The sequence below is a fragment of the Xylophilus sp. Leaf220 genome (assembly GCF_001421705.1).
Classification (GTDB): Bacteria; Pseudomonadota; Gammaproteobacteria; order Burkholderiales; family Burkholderiaceae_C; genus Xylophilus.
Map to the genome: position 1 here is coordinate 16,409 of NZ_LMKO01000013.1, position 20,767 is coordinate 37,175.

Annotated in this window: 15 protein-coding genes; 8 read left to right on the forward strand and 7 right to left on the reverse strand. The window is 67.1% G+C overall.

Annotation, left to right across the window (positions count from 1 at the left end; genetic code table 11):
• Positions 1-9 precede the first annotated feature (9 nt).
• Complete coding sequence (locus ASE76_RS11440; RefSeq protein WP_055839384.1) at positions 10-1,371, forward strand: aspartate aminotransferase family protein; 1,362 nt, start codon at positions 10-12, stop codon at positions 1,369-1,371.
• A gap of 145 nt (positions 1,372-1,516) precedes the next feature.
• Here the strand turns inward: ASE76_RS11440 and ASE76_RS11445 are convergent, their stop codons facing one another.
• The gene (locus ASE76_RS11445) at positions 1,517-2,821 is read right to left on the reverse strand and encodes an AsmA-like C-terminal region-containing protein (protein WP_055839387.1); all 1,305 of its coding nucleotides are present in this window, start codon (positions 2,819-2,821) and stop codon (positions 1,517-1,519) included.
• A gap of 92 nt (positions 2,822-2,913) precedes the next feature.
• Here ASE76_RS11445 and ASE76_RS11450 point away from each other — a divergent pair, with 92 nt between their 5' ends.
• Positions 2,914-4,212, forward strand: coding sequence for a solute carrier family 23 protein (locus ASE76_RS11450; protein WP_055839390.1), 1,299 nt, complete (start codon positions 2,914-2,916; stop codon positions 4,210-4,212).
• 215 nt (positions 4,213-4,427) lie between these two features.
• On the opposite strand, the gene ASE76_RS11455 is transcribed toward ASE76_RS11450, so the two are convergent.
• The 6 genes from ASE76_RS11455 to ASE76_RS11480 all read right to left on the reverse strand — a co-directional run bounded on the left by ASE76_RS11455 (position 4,428) and on the right by ASE76_RS11480 (position 12,157).
• Positions 4,428-5,363 (reverse strand): acyltransferase domain-containing protein, encoded by a 936-nt coding sequence (locus tag ASE76_RS11455; protein ID WP_055839393.1) that lies wholly within the window; start codon positions 5,361-5,363, stop codon positions 4,428-4,430.
• Positions 5,364-5,698: 335 nt separating this feature from the next.
• Entirely contained in the window at positions 5,699-6,643 is a 945-nt protein-coding gene (locus tag ASE76_RS11460) for a CysB family HTH-type transcriptional regulator (RefSeq protein WP_055839397.1), read from the reverse strand.
• A gap of 133 nt (positions 6,644-6,776) precedes the next feature.
• Entirely contained in the window at positions 6,777-7,814 is a 1,038-nt protein-coding gene (rtcA, locus tag ASE76_RS11465) for an RNA 3'-terminal phosphate cyclase (protein WP_055839399.1), read from the reverse strand.
• Positions 7,807-8,646 (reverse strand): nucleotidyltransferase domain-containing protein, encoded by an 840-nt coding sequence (locus ASE76_RS11470; protein WP_055839401.1) that lies wholly within the window; start codon positions 8,644-8,646, stop codon positions 7,807-7,809. The genes rtcA and ASE76_RS11470 overlap by 8 nt, the downstream gene beginning before the upstream one ends.
• A 53-nt stretch (positions 8,647-8,699) precedes the next feature.
• Positions 8,700-9,926, reverse strand: a complete 1,227-nt coding sequence (locus ASE76_RS11475) for an RtcB family protein (RefSeq protein ID WP_055839402.1) — start codon at positions 9,924-9,926, stop codon at positions 8,700-8,702.
• A 656-nt stretch (positions 9,927-10,582) separates the two neighbouring features.
• Positions 10,583-12,157: a TROVE domain-containing protein gene (locus ASE76_RS11480; protein ID WP_055839404.1), complete on the reverse strand. Its 1,575-nt coding sequence runs from the start codon at positions 12,155-12,157 to the stop codon at positions 10,583-10,585.
• A 206-nt stretch (positions 12,158-12,363) separates the two neighbouring features.
• Here ASE76_RS11480 and rtcR point away from each other — a divergent pair, with 206 nt between their 5' ends.
• The 6 genes from rtcR (at position 12,364) to ASE76_RS21175 (ending at position 20,584) form a co-directional block, all read left to right on the forward strand.
• Positions 12,364-13,962, forward strand: a complete 1,599-nt coding sequence (gene rtcR / locus ASE76_RS11485) for an RNA repair transcriptional activator RtcR (RefSeq protein ID WP_055839406.1) — start codon at positions 12,364-12,366, stop codon at positions 13,960-13,962.
• Positions 13,963-14,202: 240 nt separating this feature from the next.
• On the forward strand, positions 14,203-15,792 hold the full coding sequence (locus ASE76_RS11490) for an ABC transporter substrate-binding protein (protein ID WP_055839407.1): 1,590 nt from the start codon (positions 14,203-14,205) through the stop codon (positions 15,790-15,792).
• A 33-nt stretch (positions 15,793-15,825) separates the two neighbouring features.
• The gene (locus ASE76_RS11495; protein ID WP_055839410.1) at positions 15,826-16,794 is read left to right on the forward strand and encodes an ABC transporter permease; all 969 of its coding nucleotides are present in this window, start codon (positions 15,826-15,828) and stop codon (positions 16,792-16,794) included.
• 97 nt (positions 16,795-16,891) lie between these two features.
• Positions 16,892-17,848 carry an ABC transporter permease gene (locus ASE76_RS11500; RefSeq protein WP_055839413.1) on the forward strand — a complete coding sequence of 319 codons (957 nt, stop codon included), beginning with the start codon at positions 16,892-16,894 and terminating at the stop codon, positions 17,846-17,848.
• 109 nt (positions 17,849-17,957) lie between these two features.
• Positions 17,958-19,706, forward strand: coding sequence for an ABC transporter ATP-binding protein (locus ASE76_RS11505; protein WP_055839416.1), 1,749 nt, complete (start codon positions 17,958-17,960; stop codon positions 19,704-19,706).
• An 11-nt stretch (positions 19,707-19,717) separates the two neighbouring features.
• Positions 19,718-20,584, forward strand: coding sequence for a GIY-YIG nuclease family protein (locus ASE76_RS21175; RefSeq protein ID WP_236698415.1), 867 nt, complete (start codon positions 19,718-19,720; stop codon positions 20,582-20,584).
• Positions 20,585-20,767 lie beyond the last annotated feature (183 nt).

Consider the following 20,767-nt stretch of genomic DNA (forward strand, 5'->3'; position numbering starts at 1 on the left):
GGACCCGCCATGACCGCCATCGCCCCGCCCGCCCACGAACCGCAGACCGCGCCGGTGCGCACCGACGCCGCCTGGCTCGACGCCCACTGGATGCCGTTCACCGGCAACCGCAACTTCAAGGCCGATCCGCGGATGGTCGTGGCGGCGCAGGGCGCCTACTTCACCGACCACGAAGGCCGCAAGATCTTCGACGGCCTGTCGGGCCTCTGGTGCACCGGCCTGGGCCACGGCCGGCCCGAGATCACCGAGGCGGTCAGCCGCCAGATCCACACGCTGGACTACGCGCCCGCCTTCCAGCACGGCCACCCCGGCTCCTTCGCGCTGGCCAACAGGCTCAAGGAACTGACGCCCGCGGGCCTGGACTACGTGTTCTTCACCGGCTCGGGCTCGGAAGCCGCCGACACCTCGCTGAAGATGGCACGCGCCTACTGGCGCGCCAAGGGCCAGGCCGGCAAGACCCGGCTGATCGGCCGCGAGAAGGGCTACCACGGTGTCAACTTCGGCGGCATCTCGGTCGGCGGCATGGTGGGCAACCGCAAGCATTTCGGCCAGGGCATCGAGGCCGACCACCTGCCCCACACCCAGCTGCCCGGCAACGCCTTCAGCCGCGGCCAGCCCGCCACCGGCGCGGAGCTGGCCGACCGGCTGCTCGACATGGTCGCGCTGCACGACGCCAGCAACATCGCGGCGGTGATCGTCGAGCCCTTCTCGGGCTCGGCCGGCGTGGTGATCCCGCCGGTGGGCTACCTGCAGCGGCTGCGCGAGATCTGCACCGCGCACAACATCCTGCTGATCTTCGACGAAGTGATCAGCGGCTTCGGGCGCTCCGGCGCGATGACCGGCGCCGACGCCTTCGGCGTGGTGCCCGACATCCTCAACTGCGCCAAGCAGATCACCAACGGCACCCAGCCGCTGGGCGCGGTGATCGCCAGCAAGGAGATCTACGACACCTTCATGGCCGCGGGCGGGCCGGAGTACATGCTGGAGTTCCCGCACGGCTACACCTACTCGGCCCACCCGGTGGCCTGCGCCGCCGGCCTGGCCGCGCTCGACGTGCTGGAGAAGGAAGACATGATCGGCCGGGTGCGCACCCTGGCGCCGTACTTCGAGAACGCGGTGCACGGCCTGAAGGGCGCGAAACACGTCGTCGACATCCGCAACTACGGCCTGGCCGCCGGCTTCACCATCGCCGCCCTTCCCGGCGAGCCGGCCCGCCGGCCCTACGAGGTGGCGATGGCGTGCTGGAAGAAGGGCTTCTACGTGCGCTACGGCGGCGACACGATTCAGCTGGCGCCGCCCTTCATCTCCGAGAAGGCCGAGATCGACCGGCTGGTGAGCGCGCTGGGCGACGCCCTGCAGGAAACGAACTAGAAAGTACGCGAGAACCTGCTGCGCATCCCGATTGCGCAGCTGCGGTCCTCACCGCACCGAAGTACGGCTCCGGTCCTCGCTGCACACGCAGGCTTGCCCGCTACCGTTCCTTCGCACTTTCCGAGCCGCGAGCGGCGCCAGCTTCTCACCGCACCGGCTGCGGCTTCTCGGGCTCGTCGGCCCCGAAGATCTTGCGGATCGTCTCGCCGACCCGCGCGCCGATCGCGGTGCCCAGGCCCGGCGCCACCGCGGTGCCGACGGCCGCGCCGGCCAGCGCGGCGGCCGAGAGCGACAGCGTCGGGTCGTCCATCGTGCCGCCGAACTGCAGCGGCAGGCCCACCACGCCGTCGACGATGTCGATCGCCACGTCACCCTTGATGCGCCGGTTCTGCAGCGTCGCCTCGCCGGTGGCGGTCAGCACGCCCGATTTCGCCTTCAGGTCGGTGTAGCGGACGATGATGCCGCCGGGGTCGCTCTGCGTCTCCACAGTGCCGGTGAGCTGGTCCAGTTTGGTGGTGCCGCCGCGGTGGGTGCCGGCGCTCTTCACCGCCGCCTCCAGGTCGAAGGTGAGCAGCGTGGCAGGCTGTAACGAGAAACGGGTGGTGGTGTGGGCCGAGCGCAGCAGCGCACCCGGGTCGGCGCCCTGGGCGCGCAGGTCGGTGTGGCCGGTGGCCTTGCCGGCGATGGGCGACTTGCGCTCGAAGGCGGCCATCAGGGGCACCAGGTCGACCTGCCGGAAGTCCAGCGTGCCGCGCACCTGGTAGCCGCCGTCCTTTTCCTGCAGGTCGAGCGTGGCCTGCTCGGTGCGGCCGCCGGCATGGATCTCGGCGACCCAGCGGTCTTCCCGGCCCTGGCGGGTCAGCAGCAGCCGGGTGTCGGTGGGCGCGCCGCTGCGCACCAGGGTGCCGCGGCGCGGCCGCCAGCCGGGGTCGAAATCGACATCGCCCTCGTACGCGAGCGCCTTGCCCTGGCGCGACACCCAGCGCACGTTGCGGAATTCGGCATGCTCCAGCGGGATGGCATCGGGCTGCAGCCGGCCGCCGCCGGCCTGGGCCATGTCCTGCTGCACCTTGAAGCCCGACATCGCCGGCTGCGGCAGCGAGGCGTCTTCCACCACCAGCCGGCCGAAGGCGATCCTGCCGCGCAGCAGCCGGCCGATTTTGGGTTCGGCCACGATGCGGCCGATGGTGAGCGGCGGCACGTCGGCCGCGTCCGGTGCGGCGCGCACGTCCTCCACCACCACCTGGGCGGTCGGCAGCAGTTGCCAGTGCAGCCTGCCGATGGTGACCGGCACGCCCACCGCGGCGCCGACCTTGGCCTCGGCCATGCGGGCGAGCTCGGCCTCGGACGGTATCCAGGCCGCGATGCCGAGGGCGACCGCGCCCAGCACGCCCACCCCGACGCCGAGGGCGATCCAGCCTTTGTTCCTGCGCTGCACGTGGGTGTCCATTCGAGTCTGTTGCGGCAGGCGACCTTACCCCCGCTTGTCTCTACACTGCCGGCAATTCACAACCGCTCACAACACCGACCGAGGAGACCCCCGTGGCCGAACCGTATTTCCCCCGCTGGCGCGAGACGACGCCCGCCGAAGGCGCCGTGGTGGCGCCCGACGAGCGCCTGCCCTGGCCCCAGACCGGCGCGATGGGCCTGCAGCACGTGGTGGCCATGTTCGGCTCGACCGTTCTGGCGCCGATCCTGATGGGCTTCGACCCCAACATCGCCATCCTGATGAGCGGCATCGGCACGCTGATCTTCTTCGTGCTGACCCGCGGCCGGGTGCCCAGCTACCTCGGCTCGAGCTTCGCCTTCATCGGCGTGGTGATCGCCGCCACCGCCTATGCGGGCAAGGGCCCCAACGCCAACCTGGCGGTGGCGCTCGGCGGCATCGTGGCCTGCGGCGCGGTATACGTGCTGATCGGCCTGCTGGTGCAGGTGGTGGGCACCGGCTGGATCGAGCGCTGCATGCCGCCGGTCGTGACCGGCGCGGTGGTGGCGGTGATCGGCCTCAACCTGGCCTCGATCCCGGTGAAGAACATGGCGCCGACCAACTTCGACAGCTGGATGCAGGCGCTCACTTTTCTCTGCGTCGGCCTGGTCGCGGTGCTGACCCGCGGCATGGTGCAGCGGCTCCTGATCCTGGTGGGCCTGGTCGTCGCCAGCCTGCTGTACGCGGTGCTGACCAACGGCCTGGGCCTGGGCACGCCGGTGAACCTGGCGGGCGTGGCCGCCGCGCCGTGGTTCGGCATTCCGTCGTTCACCGCGCCGGTGTTCAGCGGCCACGCGATGCTGCTGATCGCCCCGGTGGCGGTGATCCTGGTGGCCGAGAACCTGGGCCACCTGAAGGCGGTCAATGCGATGACCGGCCGCAACCTGGACCCGTACATCGGCCGCGCCTTCATCGGCGACGGCGTGGCCACGATGCTCTCGGGCGGCGTGGGCGGCACCGGCGTCACCACCTATGCCGAGAACATCGGCGTGATGGCCGCCACCCGCATCTACAGCACCGCGGTGTTCGTGGTGGCCGCTGCCATCGCCGTCGTGCTGGGCTTCAGCCCCAAGTTCGGCGCGGTGATCCAGGCGATCCCGCTGGCGGTGATGGGCGGGGTGAGCATCGTGGTGTTCGGCCTGATCGCGGTGGCGGGCGCCAAGATCTGGGTCGACAACCGGGTCGACTTCTCGCAGAACCGCAACCTGATCGTGGCCGCGATCACCCTGGTGCTGGGCACCGGCGACTTCACCCTGCGCTTCGGCGACTTCGCCCTCGGCGGCATCGGGACGGCGACCTTCGGCGCGCTGCTGTTGTGGGCGCTGCTGGGGCGCAGCGGACCGCGCGGCGCGTGAGGCGGCACGGCCGGCCCTCGCGGTGCGACAGGCCGGCCGCGGGACCGGCCTCGTTCCGGGATCGGAGTCGGATGGCGCCCACCGCGGTGCGCCGCACAACCCGCCACCGTTCCAGCCGCACAGCCGTCCGTTCTTCATCCTTTTGCTATTAATTAGATAGCTGGAAGCCGGCTCCACACGCCGGCCACAGCCCTCTTTCTTTCGAAATCCGGGCGCTAGGCATCGGCCCGCGCCAGCCAGGCCTGCACCGCCGCCGCGCTGCGGAATTCGTCCGCGGCCCGCGCCGGGATCGACGGATGCCGCTCGTTCCACAGCCGTGCCAGCGCACTGCCCGCGCCGATCTCCAGCACGCGCTGCACGCCGCGCTCGGCGATGCCGTCCATGCAGTCGGACCAGCGCACGGTGTGGTCGATCTGGGCGGCCAGGGCGTGGCGCAGGTCGGCCACGGCCACCCGCCGCGCACCGGCGAAGCCGCAGAACAAGGCGCCGCGCGGCGGCAGCATCGGCACATCGGCCAGCCGCTGCGCGAAACCGGCCGCCGCCGGTTGCATCCACCGGGTGTGCGAGGCCAGCGCCACGTTGAGCGGCGTGGCGTGCGCGCCCGCGGCCCGGGCGGCATCGGCCGCATCGGCCAGCGCCGGCCGCGGCCCGCCCAGCACCGCGGTCGCGGCACCGCTGCGGATCGCCACCGCCAGGCCGAAGCGGGCGCACAGCGCGTCCAGCGCCACGGCCGTCAAGCCCGAAACGCCCAGCAGCCCGGTCGGCGGCTGGGCCGCGGCACAACGGTCCATCGCCTCGGCACGCTGCGCGGCCAGTGCGAGGGCGGTGCCCGCATCGAACACGCCCGCCGCGGCGAAGGCCGGCAGCTCGCCGACGCTGTAGCCGGCGATGGCGGCCGGTGCCGGCAGGTGCGGCGCCAGCTGCGCCCAGGCGGCGAGCGCCAGGCCGGTCAGCAGCGGCTGGGCGAAGGCGTTGCGGCCGGCGAAGTCGGCATCGGCCAGCGACGCGCGCCAGCCGCCGGGCATGGCGAAGGCGGGGGCGGTGCCGGGATGGGCGGCCAGTGACTGGACGGCGGGGGCATCGTCGTCGAGCCACGGAAGCATGGCGGGCGACTGCAGGCCCTGGCCGGAGAAGAGAAGCGCGAATCCCATGAGGAGAGCTTACGGGGCTTGGGGTGAGGGTCGCTGGGGTGCGCACGCCCTCACCCTAGCCCTCTCCCCCGGTGGGGAGAGGGAAATATGCGGGTGTTCGAGTGCGGATGCGGGCCGCGCGGCGCCTCTTCGGTCTTGCTCCCTCTCCCCCTGGGAGAGGGCGGGGGTGAGGGCCGCGCCCGGTAGGTTCGAGGCGTGGTGCCTGATCGACGCGAGGCCCTCACCCTAGCCCTTTCCCAGAGGGAGAGGGGACAAGACCGGGCAGCGGCGGTCGTGACTCGATCATCCAGCAGGTCGGTCGGCCACGCCCGCACCCGACCGACCTGCTCGCACCTCTAGATTTCGTACTGCGCCCCCGGCGTGTCGTCCTGCAGCGCCCGCTCCACCACGCTGCGCGCCAGCGTCGGCGCGAAGGATTCGATGAACGAGTAGACGTACCCGCGCAGGTACGCCCCGCGCCGCACCGCCAGCTTGGTGAGGTTGATGCCGAACAGCAGGCCGGCGTCGCGGGCAGAGAGGCCGGTGTCGCGCTCGTCCTCGTAGGCGATCGAGGCGACGATGCCCACGCCCATGCCGAGGGCCACGTAGGTCTTGATCACGTCGGCGTCCATCGCCGACAGCACGATGTCGGGCACCAGGCCCTGCTGCGCGAAGGCGCCGTCGATGTGGGTGCGGCCGGTGAAGCCGTTGTCGTAGGTGATCAGCGGAAACTCGGCCAGACGGGCCAGGGTGAGCGGGCCCGCTTCCAGCGGATGGCCGCGCGGCACGACCACCGAATGGGTCCAGCGGTAGCAGGGCAACGCCAGCAGCAGGTCGTAACTGTCGAGCGCCTCGGTGGCGATGCCGACGTCGGCCTCGCCCGAGAGCAGCATCTCGGCCACCTGGCGCGGCGATCCCTGGTGCAGGTTGAGCCGCACGTCGGGAAACCGGGTGCGGAACTCGTGCACCGCCGTCGGCAGCGCGTAGCGGGCCTGCGAATGGGTGGCGGCGATCGAGAGCTGGCCCTGCTGCTGCGCGACGAACTCCTGGCTGGCGGTGCGCAGGTTGCGGCTGTCCTGCAGGATGCGCTCGATGATCGGCAGCACATGCGCGCCGGGCTCGGTCAGGCCGGTCAGGCGCTTGCCGGCCCGCACGAACAGCACGATGCCGAGCTCGTCCTCCAGCTCGCGGATCTGCCGGCTCACGCCGGGCTGCGAGGTGTGCAGCGCCTGCGCCACCTCGGTGAGGTTGAAGCCGCATCGCACGGTCTCGCGCACGGAGCGCAGTTGCTGGAAATTCATGGAAGGGGAAGCGGGGATCGTCCGGCGACAAATATGCGGAAAACGATTATTCAAGCCCGCACTTATTCTTCCAACAAATAAATTGCTGTTTCTTTATAGGCAAAGTGTCTGAATGACCGTATCAGGGCGGTGGCTAGCGCGCGGAAACCATTACCGTAAAGCCGTCTGCCCGCGATGTCTTCGTGAACCGCACCGGCAGGAACCGCTCGATCACATCGAAGTTCGTAGTCGCATGCGGCGTCAGCGCGGTGCAGGTGAAGGTCGCCGCTCCCCCGCGCTGATGCACTGCCAAAGCCAAGGGCAGTGCCCACTGGTCGGCCAGGTGAGGGCCCAGCGCGGCGGCGCTCGCCCGGTGCTCTCGCACCTGACGCACGACTTCTTGCGCCACTTGCTCGGCACTGACACCCTTTTCGCCGAAGGCGGTAAAGACCTCGGTGAGGTGCTCGTAGGGCAGCGTGACCAACATCGCGTTGCCGGGGCCTTCGTTCTGTCGGGCCGGCGTCTGGCGCAACTGGTCGGCGTTCCAGCCCAGGCTGGCACCCACCTGCTGCAGTTCGCGACGCGCGATAGAGCGCGCAAGTGCCGGCGCGAAGCATTCGGCATAGCCCTCCCCATCGGCACCCCGATCGGTCAGATCGAATGGCTCGAGCCGATCCTGCGCCGGCAGGATCGTGGCTTCGATCTCGCCGCCGCCGGCCGGGTAGAACCCCAGACGACGAAGCCGAAGCTCCACCTCCGCGCCGAGCTTGCGCAGCAGCGGCGCATAGCTACGCTCCAAGAAATGAAACGGCGGCGCCATGGGGTTGTGCGTTCCACCCCCGAGCTTCAGCCGGCTCGGCCCGTCTGCCATCAGCAAAGCGGGCCACAAGGTCTGCAGGACGAGCGTGCAGCTTCCCGCCGTGCCGACGTTGAAGGCGTAGTCACCCGCGCGCACCGCGCCCGGCGTGAAGTGCAGCGACTGCGAGTTCAAGGCGGCGCCGTGTACTTCGGCGCCGGAAACCTCGGTCGCAGCGTTGACGCAGGTCAGGTGCTGGCGCATCAGGCCCGGCTTGGCGCGGCCCGCGCGAATCCTGCGCAGCGCGAAAGGCTGGCCCGTGCACATGGACAGGGCCAGCGAGGTGCGCAGGATTTGTCCTCCGCCCTCGCCGACGGAGCCATCGATTTCAATCATGTTCTTCTCTGCTGTGTGGGGCGCGGGAGTCGAAGTGCAACACCGCATCGTGCAGGTACCGGTCGAGCGGCTGCCGTTGCGCCTTCGGCTCTTGGTCGGGCATATGGCCCGAGGCATCTGCCAGTTCCGCTTCGATGAAGTCGTGTATGCCAACCCATCGAGGGCTGGTCGCAGACTCGCCGGCCCGCATCTTGACCTCCAGCAACGCGTTGACTTCCGCCAACACCGTGCCATCCCTCAATATGCGGCCTGCAAGCTCGGCGAACCGCATCGGAGGCATGCCCCACCCCTCGCGAATCCAGCGGGCTGCCAGCAAGGGCCGCAACACGTAGAGATATTTCTTGAACCGGACCACGTCGCCATAGAGATGCTCCCGCAGGTTCTTCCTGGCCATCGACACGTAGTGGTGGTAGCACCGCACCGGCGAGAAACCGTCTTGGGCCAACGCGCGAAGACGCGAGGTCCAGTCTGCTTCCTGCTGGTAGACGATGGGCGAGCGCAGCCACTCCAGCAGCGTCGGATTGGATTCCCGCAGCAACTGGAGCGTCTTGCGCAGGTCCCAGCCGCTGATGTCGAGTTCCCCGCTGATGGGCTGTTCGATGACATCGCGGCCAGCCTCCACGGTCAGGTACCAGGGCAGCCGGTTGACGTAGACGAAACGGACGTCGTAGTCGCTGTCCGGCGATGCGAATCCCCAGCCACGGCTGCCCGACTCGCAGGCGAACAATACCTTCACCTCGTATCTGCGCTCCAGCACGGCCAGGTTCTCCATGACGGTCGCCCGCATCGCGTCGGACACAGGATGCGCACTCAACACGGTTTCTTCTTTCATCAGCTTTTTCCCTCTTTCCTACGCAGGCGCCGAGGGCCTAAGGGCCCACCCGCTCATCCCTTCACGCACACCACCTGTTTCAAGGTGTGGACCACTTCCACGAGGTCTTTCTGCGCAGCCATCACCGCATCGATGTCCTTGTAGGCCATCGGAATTTCGTCGACGACATCCGCATCCTTGCGGCACTCGACGCCTTCGGTCGCCTTGGCGTGATCCTCGACCGTGAACATCTTCTTGGCTTTGGTACGGCTCATCACGCGACCCGCGCCATGGCTGCAGCTCTCGAAACTCTCCGGGTTGCCTAGTCCCCGGACGATGTAGCTGCGCGCCCCCATGCTGCCCGGGATGATGCCCATCTCGCCGCGCCTGGCGCTCACAGCGCCCTTGCGGGTGACGAACACATCCTCACCGAAATGGCGCTCCTGCTGCACATAGTTGTGATGGCAGTTCACCGCCTCGACATGGGCATCGAAGGGCTTGGCGATGACCGAGCGCACGGTGGCGATCAGGTTGGCCATCAACACTTCCCGGTTTTTCATCGCAAACTTCTGCGCCCAGGCCACGCTACGTACGTAATCACCGAAGTACTGGGCGCCCTCCTCGAAGTAGGCGAGGTCCTTGTCCGGCAGGTTGCGCATGTTGCGCTCGGCATCCTTCTTGGCCAGTTCGATGAAGTGCGTGCCGATGGCGTTGCCCACGCCGCGGGAGCCCGAGTGCAGCATGAGCCACACGAATCCGGCCTCGTCGAGGCACACCTCGATGAAGTGGTTGCCCGTGCCCAGCGTTCCCAGGTGTTTGCGGTTGTTGGTGTTCTTCAGGCGCGGATGCCGTGCGCACAGCGCGTCGAACTCGTCGGCCAACGTGGCCCACACCTGGTCAACCGTCTCCGGCGGGTTTTCCCAGCTGCCCGGGTCGCGGCCACGGTGCTTGGGTGCCGAGCCATGCGGGACGGCCTTCTCGATGGCAGAGCGCAGCGGGCCCAGGCTGTCGGGCAAGTCCTCGGCGCGCAGCGTCGTCCTCGCGGCCATCATGCCGCAGCCGATATCCACGCCCACGGCCGCCGGGATGATCGCCTTCAGCGTAGGGATCACCGAGCCGACCGTCGCACCGATTCCCAGGTGCACGTCGGGCATGGCCGCGATGTGCTTGAAGACGATGGGCAGGCGCGCCGCGTTGGCGAACTGCTGACGTGCTTCTGCCTCGACAGGGACGCCCCTGGTCCACATCTTCACCGGCACGCCGCCGGCGACTTCTTCGAGGTTGTAGTTATGCTCGTTCATGTTTTTCTCTCCACAAAAAAGAGTGCGGTGACAAGGAGCGATGGAATCTTCACTCCGCCATCCATTGCTGGACCGGGACTTGAACCCGGGCACCTCGGGGTCGCCCCCGAGGCACGCAGCCTCTGCCGCGTGCGTCTACCTGTAATTCCATCGGCATTCACCGCCAAAAAAGTGATGCCCTGCTGCGACGAGGATCGGCGAAACATCGTGCTCTACCGCTGAGCTACGGTCCCGCTCGCGCAGGACTGGCGGGAATCGAACCCGCGACCACGAGATTAAAAGTCTGTAGTTCCACCTGCATTCACAGCAAGGCATCTCAAAAAAACGCGACAAGGGACGGCAAGACACTGCCATGCCGGTTTCCCGGTTGGGGATTCGAACCCCCGGCGTTCCAGATGTAGTCCTGCCAGCATTCGCGCAAAACCGATTTCCCCGCGTGGCGACGAACAGGCGACGAGACATGTTTCTATGGAGTCCCACCGGCATTCGCCACGCGACGTCAGACGTTGCGTCGTGAGGTTGGTGTCCCAGGCGACAAAAGTTGCAAGAGCGGCCTACGGGTTTACCGTTGCGGGCTTGCAGGCCCGCGCGGCCAAAGGTGCTGTACTCCTGCAGGCATTCGCCTGGCACACCGTCCAATTCGAGGTATCGCAGGCTTACTGAACCGCCAGCGAAACCTTCTCTATCTCCCCGACCCAGTGATCGGCGTCCATCTTTCCGGAGGCGAAGTTCGCCAACATGGTGAACACCGCATCCGAGAAGCCGCCGACATTCATGATGTCGTGCCGCTCTGCCGCCTGCGTGGTCGCCGTCGGTTGGATGTCGATGCAAACCAGCCGCGCATTCGGGTTGCGCTGCTTCAGCGCCTCCCACTCACGCAGGGTCTGCGTCGCGCCGCGCCGATTAGCGTCGAGCCAGGACTCGTTGTCCGAGACCAGGATCACCAGGTCCACCTCAGCACGCTGCCGATTCAGCAGAGCCAGCGGCGCGCTGCAGTTGGTACCGCCGCCACCGATCTTCGCCAACGCCTGCGCATTGGTCATCACCGAGTCGCGGGCGTTCAACGACAGCTTCACCACCTCCTGCTCGAACGGCAGCACAGAGGCCTGCGGGTTCTTGCGCAGCACCGCGGCGGCCACCAGGGCAGCCACGTCGATGCAGCGCACGCTGGACGTTGCCGAACCGCGATAGCCGGTCACCGACGAGCCCATCGAGCCCGATACGTCGGGGCACACCACGACACGACCGGCCAGGGCGGGCACGTTGGCCAGCGACAGCTCCATCGCCGACTGCAGTGCGTCCCGAACCTGAAAGGGCACCGCCTCTCCGGCCGCGACGTAGGCAGACAGCAGTTGGTACGGCAGCACCCGGGCCCGGGCCACGGCCTGCTCGTCGCTCAGCTTGGCGGCGACCGCATCGGCCATGCCGGGCAGATCGAAAACGCCATGCCGAGCAAAAGTGTTCAGGTTCTGGCGCACCATCTGCCACGACCCGGCACGGGCGATCTGGGCCCACTGGCTGGCGTTCAGCGCCAGCGCGGTCAGCATTTGGAACGGAACATCGGGCAGGTCGGTGGCCACACCCTCGGCGCATTCGCGTTTGAACCGCTCGAATGCCTGAGTGATGGGCGGCAAGGCCGCCTCGTCGACCGGCTTGCCGATCAACCATGCGAACCATGCCGCACGCCAGGCTTCCGCCGGCTTGGGGTGGACCATCTTGACCACGTCGGCCAGCGAAGGCGTATTGCCCACGGCTGCGTTCAGCAGTTGCTTCTCGGTGGCCGTCAGCAGCCAGTGCTGCACCAGCTTCTTGGGACGAGATCCGAGCGATTTGCGCCCCGTGGAGCCGCTGCGCAGGATCTGCACGAAGTTGCGCAGCATCTTGCCGCTGTCGACCACGCGAGAGAACACCTGGCTCAGCAGGGCTACGTCGCGCACGGCAAGACTGGCTGCCAGCAGAGCGGGCATGTCTTTCATGTAGCCGTGCTGGCGACCGTAGATCGCGGCCTTGGCAACGAATGCCGGGTCGAGCTGCTGGGTCAGGGCTATCACCAGGTCGAGCTGATCATCGGCGCTGGCATAGAAGGTATGGCTCAAGCAGCCGGTTGCCGCAAGTTGCGCCAGCTGGTGCCTGGCGCTGAAAGCGTAGGCCGGAGCATGCTGGGCATTGCGCGCCGTGGCGGCGGGCAGAAAGGCGCCTTTGACCGTCTGGAATAGATGCGTATTGACCATGAGACTCTCCTGCTTGCTTCCGTAATATTGGGTAGTGACTCCTTTCATCGCAACGTATGTGCCAGGCTTGATCTATCGCATCCCCTTCCCTCGTAACCATTTGATCTATATATCAAACATCTTCGTATAGAATTTTTTGCGGCCGTTAACAGCCCGTATATTTCGGTTAAAACTAGAATATTCGCTAGTTTATTAGCGCTTTTGATATGCCTAAAAAGAACGTCGTCATTGGATTCATGGGGACCCAGTTGGACGCGGGACAAGGTGCGGGCCGCTGGGAGAAGTGGCGGCCGACGATTTCGCTCGTGCAGCAGGAAGACACGATCATCGACCGGCTCGAGCTTTTCTACGCCACCAAGCACGAGGCGCTGGCGCGGTTCCTGGCACGCGATATCGCTACCGTGTCGCCAGACACCGTCGTGAACCTGGTGCGCATGGACGTGGCGGACCCTTGGGACTTCGGCGACATGTATGCGGCCCTCTACGACTGGGCGCGCAGCTACCGCTTCGATCCGGCCCACGAGCAGTACCGGGCCCATATCACCACCGGCACGCACGTCGCCCAGATCTGCATGTTTCTGATGGTCGAGTCGCGCTTCATCCCCGGCGTGTTACTGCAGACAGCACCGCCCTGGAAACAGCAGCGGGACAACCCGGGGAGCTACTTGCTGATCGACCTGGACCTCTCGCGCTACGACGTACTGGCCCAGCGCTTCGGCCAAGCCCACACCGAAGCGCTGGAGTTCCTGAAGAGCGGCATCCCGACCCGCAACGCGCGCTTCAACGCCCTGATCGAAGAGATCGAGCGGGTCGCGGTGCGCTCGCAGGCGCCCATCCTGCTAACCGGCCCCACGGGCGCGGGCAAGTCGCATCTGGCGCGGCGTATGTTCGAGCTCAAGAAATCGCGCCACCAGGTCCAAGGCGACTTCGTCGAAGTGAATTGCGCAACGCTGCGCGGTGACGGTGCCGCTTCCACGCTGTTCGGCCACAAGAAAGGCGCGTTCACCGGCGCGGCGGCAGACCGGGCAGGGTTGCTGCGGATGGCGCACAAGGGTGTTCTCTTTCTCGACGAGATCGGCGAACTGGGCGTCGACGAGCAAGCCATGCTATTGAAGGCGGTCGAAGAAAAACGCTTCTTTCCCATGGGGAGCGATCGGGAGGTCAGCAGCGACTTTCAACTCGTCGCGGGGACCAACCGCGACCTGCGCATCGACGTCGCGCAGGGGCGGTTCCGGGAAGACCTTTTCGCGCGTATCAACCTCTGGTCCTACACCTTGCCCGGCCTCGCGCAGCGGCCCGAGGACATCGAGCCCAACGTCGACCACCTGCTGGCCCGCTACGGGGCAGAGTCGGGCCGGGCGGTGCGGTTCAACGCGGAGGCCAGTGCCAAATACCTGCAGTTCGCCAAGTCCAGCGACGCGCTCTGGAGCGGAAACTTTCGTGACCTGATGGCCAGCGTGACGCGAATGGCCACGCTTGCCGATGGCGGACGCATATCGACCAGCCTGGTGGACGCCGAGATCCAGCGACTGCGATGGCTATGGCAGCCTGCGGGCGAGTCTGCGCAGTCTGACGTTCGGCTCGATGATCTGCTGCCTGACGGGGCGGAAGGCGAACTGGATCTTTTTGATCGCCTCCAGCTCGAAGCCGTCGTGCGTGTGTGCCGGCAAGCGCACTCCTTGTCCGACGGTGGACGCAGGCTGTTCGATCGATCGCGAACTCAGCGCACCGTCGTCAACGACGCGGACAGGTTGCGCAAGTACCTGTCCAAGTTCGGACTGACGTGGGAAAAGCTGCATCGGTAGGAATGAAGCGGTTGGCCCAAGGACACGACAAAGAAAACTTCCTGCGCAGGCCCGCCTGCGAATGTGCCATTGCGGAAATGGTCCACTGCCGCCACAGGTCTTCTGCGCAAACCGCATGAACTTATGCGATGGTCGCGGCCTGCCGTTCCGGGCATGCGGCACCATTGGGCCTCCCGGCACGCTTCGTGCACGGCCAGGCGCTCGGCGCCCTGGCGCCATCCCCTCATCGCAAGGACTTCCATGAACCGCAAGTTGTTGGCCGCCGCACTCGTCGCCGCATCCCTCCTGACCCTGCCGCTGGCCCATGCCGAGACGGTGCGCTGGTCGCGCTCCAGCGATGCGGCCACGCTCGACCCGCATTCGGTCAACACCGGCACCAACATCAACATCTCGCACCAGATCTACGAGCCGCTGGTGCTGCGCGACATCAAGGGCAAGCTGATCCCGGCGCTGGCCACCAGCTGGAAGCTCACCTCCGATCCGACGGTGTGGGAGTTCAAGATCCGCCCCGGCGTCAAGTTCCACGACGGCAGCACGTTGCTGGCCGACGACGTGGTGTTCTCGCTGGACCGGGCCCGCGCGCCGTCGTCGGGCATGAAGGCGCTGCTGGCCTCGGTCGCCGAAGTCAAGAAGGTCGATGCGCTGACGGTGCAGGTCAAGACCAAGGGCCCCAACCTGATCTTCCCGGACAACCTGGTCAACATCTTCATCGTCAACGCCGCCTGGGCCAAGGCCAACAAGTCCGAGGTGCCGCAGGACGAGAAGAGCAAGGAAGAGAACTACTTCAGCCGCAACGAGAACGGCACCGGCCCCTTCACCCTGGCCTCGCGCGAGCAGGACAGCCGCACCGTCTTCAAGCAGTTCCCGCAGTACTGGGGCAAGGGCGAGGCGGCCATGCAGATCACCGAGCTGGTGCTGGTGCCGATCAAGTCGCCCGCCACCCGCGTGGCCGCGCTGCTCTCGGGCGAGATCGACCTGCTGCAGGACGTGCCGGTGCAGGACATCGCCCGCCTGAAGGCCGACGGCAAGCTGCGGGTCAACGAAGGCCCCGAGAACCGCACCATCTTCCTGGGCCTGAACGTCGGCGCCGATCCGCTGAAGTACTCGGACGTGAAGGACAAGAACCCGCTCTCCGACCCCAAGGTGCGCGAGGCGCTCAGCCTGGCGATCGACCGCGACGCGATCCAGAAGACGGTGATGCGCGGCCTCTCGATCCCCACCGGCATCATCGCGCCGCCCTTCGTGCACGGCTACGAGAAGGCGTTCGACACCTACCCCAAGGCCAATGCGGCGCAGGCCAAGAAGCTGCTGGCCGAGGCCGGCTACCCCAACGGCTTCGGCATCACGCTGCACTGCCCGAACGACCGCTACGTGAACGACGAGGCGATCTGCACCGCGCTCTCAGGCTTCTTCGCCCGCGCCGGCGTGAAGGCCACCGTCAACGCCCGGCCGATCGCGATCCACAGCGCGGCCATCAACGCCGCCGACTCCGACTTCTACCTGTTCGGCTGGGGCGTGCCCACCTTCGATTCGGCCTACGTCTTCGACTACCTGGTGCACACCCGCGGCAAGGACGGCCGGGGCCCGACCAACGCCACCCGCTACAGCAACCCGGCGCTCGACGCGAAGATCGTCTCGCTCTCGTCGGAGAGCGACAAGGCCAAGCGCGACGCCAACATCCACGACATCTGGACCACGGTGCAGAAGGAGCGGATCTACATCCCGCTGCACCACCAGGTGCTCGACTACGCGATGGTCCGCAAGCTCGACATCCCGGTCGATCCGATGAACTACATCTTCTTCAAGAACGCCAAGGTCGCGGCCAAGTAAACGCGGCATCCCCGCTCTCAGGAAAGGCGCCGCATGCTGGCCCATCTGCTGCGCCGCCTCGGCCAGTCGGCACTCGTGCTGCTGGCCGTGTCGCTGGTGTCCTTCATGGTGTTTCGCCACATCGGCGACCCCACCGTCAGCCTGCTGGGCGACGACGCGAGCCTGGAGGAGCGCCAGGCGCTCACCCGCTCGCTCGGCTTCGACCAGCCGGTGCCGGTGCAGTACCTGCGCTACCTGGGCCATGCGCTGCAGGGCGACCTGGGCATCAGCTACCGGCTGAAGCGCCCGGTGCTCGAGGTGATCGCCGAGCGCCTGCCCGCCACGCTGGAGCTGGCCCTGGTGGCCGCGGTGCTGGCGGTGGTGGGCGGCGTGGCGCTGGGCGTCTACACCGCGATCCGGCGCGAGGGGCTCGTCAGCCGCGCGGTGATGGCGGTCTCGCTGGTGGGCGTGTCGCTGCCCACCTTCCTGGTCGGCATCGGGCTGATCTACCTCTTCGCGGTCGAGTTGCGCTGGCTGCCCTCCTTCGGGCGCGGCGAGACGGTGGCCCTCGGCGCCTGGAACACCGGCTTCCTCACCGCCTCGGGCTGGGCATCGCTGCTGCTGCCGGCCTTCACCCTGGGTTTCTACAAGCTGACGCTGATCATGCGGCTGGTGCGCGCCGAGATGCTGGAGGTGCTGCGCGCCGACTACATCCGCTTCGCCCGTGCCCGCGGACTGCCCGAGCGGCGCATCCACTACGGCCACGCGCTGCGCAACACGCTTATCCCCGTGGTCACCATCACCGGGCTGCAGATCGGCTCGCTGATCGCCTTCGCCATCGTGACCGAGACGGTGTTCCAGTGGCCGGGCGTCGGCCTGCTGTTCATCACCTCGATCCAGGGCGTGGACGTGCCGGTGATCGCCGCCTACCTGCTGATGATCGCGGTGCTGTACGTCTGCATCAATCTGCTGGTCGACGTGGTCTACCTGCTGGTCGATCCGCGGCTGCGCAAGCGGGCATGAGCCGGCAGCGCCTTTTCTCGTTCTTCAAGCCGAATATGCCGGTAGCCGGCGCCGCACGCCGGCCACCAGCTATTGATTCGATAGCAAAGCGGTTCCCATGACGCCACCCTCTTCCCCCGCCACCGCCGATGCCGCGCCCGCCGGCCGCCGCCGCTGGCGCAGTGCCGATTCGCCGGTGCTGCGCGCCTTCGCCCGCTCGCGCACGGTGCAGTTCGCCACCACGGTCGTGGTGCTGCTGCTGCTGGCGGCCGTGCTGTCGCCCTGGCTGGCACGGCAGAACCCGTTCGATCCGTCGCAGCTGGACCTGCTCGATGCCTTCACCCGGCCGTGGGAGGCTGCCGGCTCCGGCGTGTTCTACCCGCTGGGCACCGACGACCAGGGCCGCGACCTGTTCTCGGCCATCCTCTACGGGCTGCGGGTGTCGCTGCTGGTGGGCGTGGCCTCGGTCGCGCTGTCGCTGGCCATCGGCGTGCCGCTGGGGCTGCTGGCCGGCTATGTCGGCGGCTGGTTCGACACGCTGGTGATGCGCATCGCCGACGTGCAGCTGACCTTCCCGGTGCTGCTGGTGGCGCTGCTGATCTTCGGCATCGCGCGCGGCGTGCTGCCGGCCGGCTACCGCGACGACATGGCGCTGTACGTGATCGTCGGCGCCATCGGCCTCTCGGACTGGGTGCAGTACGCGCGCACGGTGCGCGGCGCGGTGCTGGTCGAGAAGCACAAGGACTACGTGCTGGCCGCGCAGGTGATCGGCCGCTCGCGCACCGGCATCCTGGTGCGGCACATCCTGCCCAACCTGCTGGCGCCGGTGATGGTGATCGCCACCATCAGCTTCGCGCTGGCCATCGTCGCGGAATCGACCCTGTCGTACCTGGGCGTGGGCCTGCCGCCCACCCAGCCCTCCTTGGGCACGCTGATCCGCATCGGCCAGGGCTTCCTGTTCTCGGGCGAGTGGTGGATTTTGCTGTTCCCCGCGCTGGTGCTGCTGGCGCTGGCCTTGTCCGTGAACCTGGTCGGCGACTGGCTGCGCGACGCTCTCAATCCGAAATTGCAATGAACCCCCAGGCTTCGCACTGCGTGTCTTCGCCACCCCCCTTGCAGGGGGCAACACCAGCGGCCCGGCAAAGCCGGCTCCGCGGTGTTCCTGAGAAAGAAAGCCCCTCCGCATGACGGTGCACGATTCCATTCCGACCCTGCGCGTCCGCGACCTGGGCGTGGCCTTCGACACTTACCGCGGCACGGTGCAGGTGCTGAGCGGCGTGTCCTTCGACATCGCGCCGGGCGAGATCCTGGGCGTGGTGGGCGAATCGGGCGCGGGCAAGTCGATGACCGGCAACGCGGTGATGGGCCTGATGGACCCGCCCGGGCGCATCAGCGCCGGCACGGTGGAGCTGCGCGGCGAGCGCATCGACACCCTGCGCGGCGAGGACATGCGCCGCATCCGCGGCCGACACATCGGCATGGTGTTCCAGGACCCGCTGACCAGCCTGAACCCGGTCTACACCATCGGCCGGCACCTGGTCGAGACGATCCGGTTCCATCTGCCGATGACCGAATCGCAGGCCCGCACCCGCGCGCTGGAGCTGCTGGCCGATGTCGAGATCCCCGACCCGGCCGCGCGGCTGGGCCAGTACCCGCACCAGTTCTCGGGCGGCATGCGCCAGCGGGTGGCCATCGCCCTGGCGCTGTGCGCCGAGCCCGAGCTGCTGATCGCCGACGAACCCACCACCGCGCTCGACGTGTCGGTGCAGGCCCAGGTGATCCGCGTGTTCCGCCGCGTCTGCCGCGAGCGCGGCACTGCCGCCATGCTGGTCACCCACGACATGGGCGTCATTGCCGAGGCGGCCGACCGGGTGATGGTGATGTACCGCGGCCGCGTGCTGGAGACCGGCCCGGTGCGCGAGGTGCTCGACCATCCGAAGGAGCCCTACACCCGCGCCCTGATGGCCGCGATCCCGTCGGTGCACCAACGGCTGCACCGGCTGCCGGTGCCCGAGATCGGCGCCGACATCGCCGCGCCGGTCGAGCTGCCGCCCGCGAAGATCGAAACCACCACCATCGCCGATGGCAGCGCCGGCGCCGATGCGCCGCAGGCCCCGCCGCTCCTGAAGGTGGAGGGCCTGTCGCGCGACTTCGACCTGTCGGCCGGCTGGTGGGTGCGCACCCTGACGCGCCAGCCGAAGAAGGTGCTGCACGCGGTGCAGGACGTGGGCTTCGAGATCCCGCGCGGCAGCACCTTCGGCCTGGTGGGCGAATCGGGCTCGGGCAAATCCACGGTGGCCCGCATGATCGCCGGCCTGACGAAGCCGACGGCCGGCCGCATCCTGTTCGACGGCATGGACCGCTGGGCCGATGCCGAAGGCGCCACCGCGCTGCGCCGCCGGTTCCAGATGATTTTTCAGGACCCGTACGCCAGCCTGAACCCACGCTGGCGGGTCGACAAGCTGATCGCCGAGCCGCTGGAGGTGCTGGGCCTGACCAGCGGCCGCGCCGAAACCGAAGAGCGCGTGGCCGACGCCCTGCGCCGCGTGCGCATGTCGCCCGACGACGGCCGCCGCTACCCGCACCAGTTCTCGGGCGGCCAGCGCCAGCGCATCGCCATCGCCCGCGCCCTGGCCAGCAAGCCCGAGTTCATCGTCTGCGACGAGCCGACCTCGTCCCTCGACGTTTCGGTGCAGGCCCAGGTGCTGAACCTGATGCGCGACCTGCAGGACGAGTTCGGCCTGACGTATTTGCTGATCAGCCACAACCTGGCGGTGATCCGGCACATGTGCGACACGGTGGGGGTGATGCAGCGCGGAAGGCTGGTGGAGCACGGGCTGGCGGAGGGGATTTTCGCGGCGCCACAGCATGCTTATACGCAGGCGTTGATGGCGGCTGTGCCGGATGTGGGAGTGTTGCGGAGGTGTGGGTAAGCTCATCGCCCATGCATCTCGCCGCCACTCAGCTTTATGACTTGCTTGTCTCGCACTCGCTTGATCCCGCCTTGCAGCAGGTCACGCTCATGCGCCATACGGCAGGTGACTTTCCGGTACACCGCTATGTCGGAACTCGTGCACTAACGCTCTATCAAGCGCGGCAGGATCACCAGCACCCGGTGGGATCGTTAGTCGTCGGTTTCTTCGGTCATCGACCGGGCCATGCATTGCTGCTTGGCATTTGGCGCGTACTTCAGATATTGCCCGCCGCACAGGCTATTCGAGAGGGACGATTACAAGACAGTTTCGATCAGCGCGAGAGCCATGCGGGCGACTGGTACCACGAACTAGAAGAGCTTCCTGATCTTGAAGATTTGCGGCTGAAACTGGAGATCCAGTGGAGCGCTCCAGCCGTCAGCTGGCGTAGGGTTTTGCGTAGGGCGCAAAGCTACCCTGTCGCGCTTTCCACTGCGCCTCCGGTGCCGTTCAAGACCTTGCAAAACGTCAGCCTCATCATGGCGGAACTGCGGTTGGCATTGCAGGATTTCGTTTGGCAGCAAGAGCTTAAAAATGTTTGCGGCATTTACCTGATCACTGACGAAAAAACGGGATATCAATATGTGGGTTCGGCCAGCGGTGCTTGTGGCATTTGGCAGCGTTGGAGCGACTATTCCCGCACTGGCCATGGCGACAATTTGGGTCTGATTGCGCGACTGCATGAAACACCAGGTTGTGACAGCGAGTTCAGATTCACATTACTCGAGATGTTGCCTCTCGGCATCGCGAAGACGGAGGCCGAAGCACGAGAAAACTATTGGAAGATTGCGCTTGGTAGCCGTCGATTTGGGATGAACCGCAACGGGGCTATGGGCTGAGCCTGCTCCGACGGCGGAACTAAGACAGCGGCAAAGCCTGAAGTACCTGAAGCGGAAACACGCTGGTTATCAGAGGGAAGTTGTTAGTCCGCCCTGAACAATTCCGTTCTCAGCCGCAGGCCGATCGGTTCTCGACCGGAGCGGCGAGCAGCGCTGCAATAACCGCCTGCATCGACAGCCCGA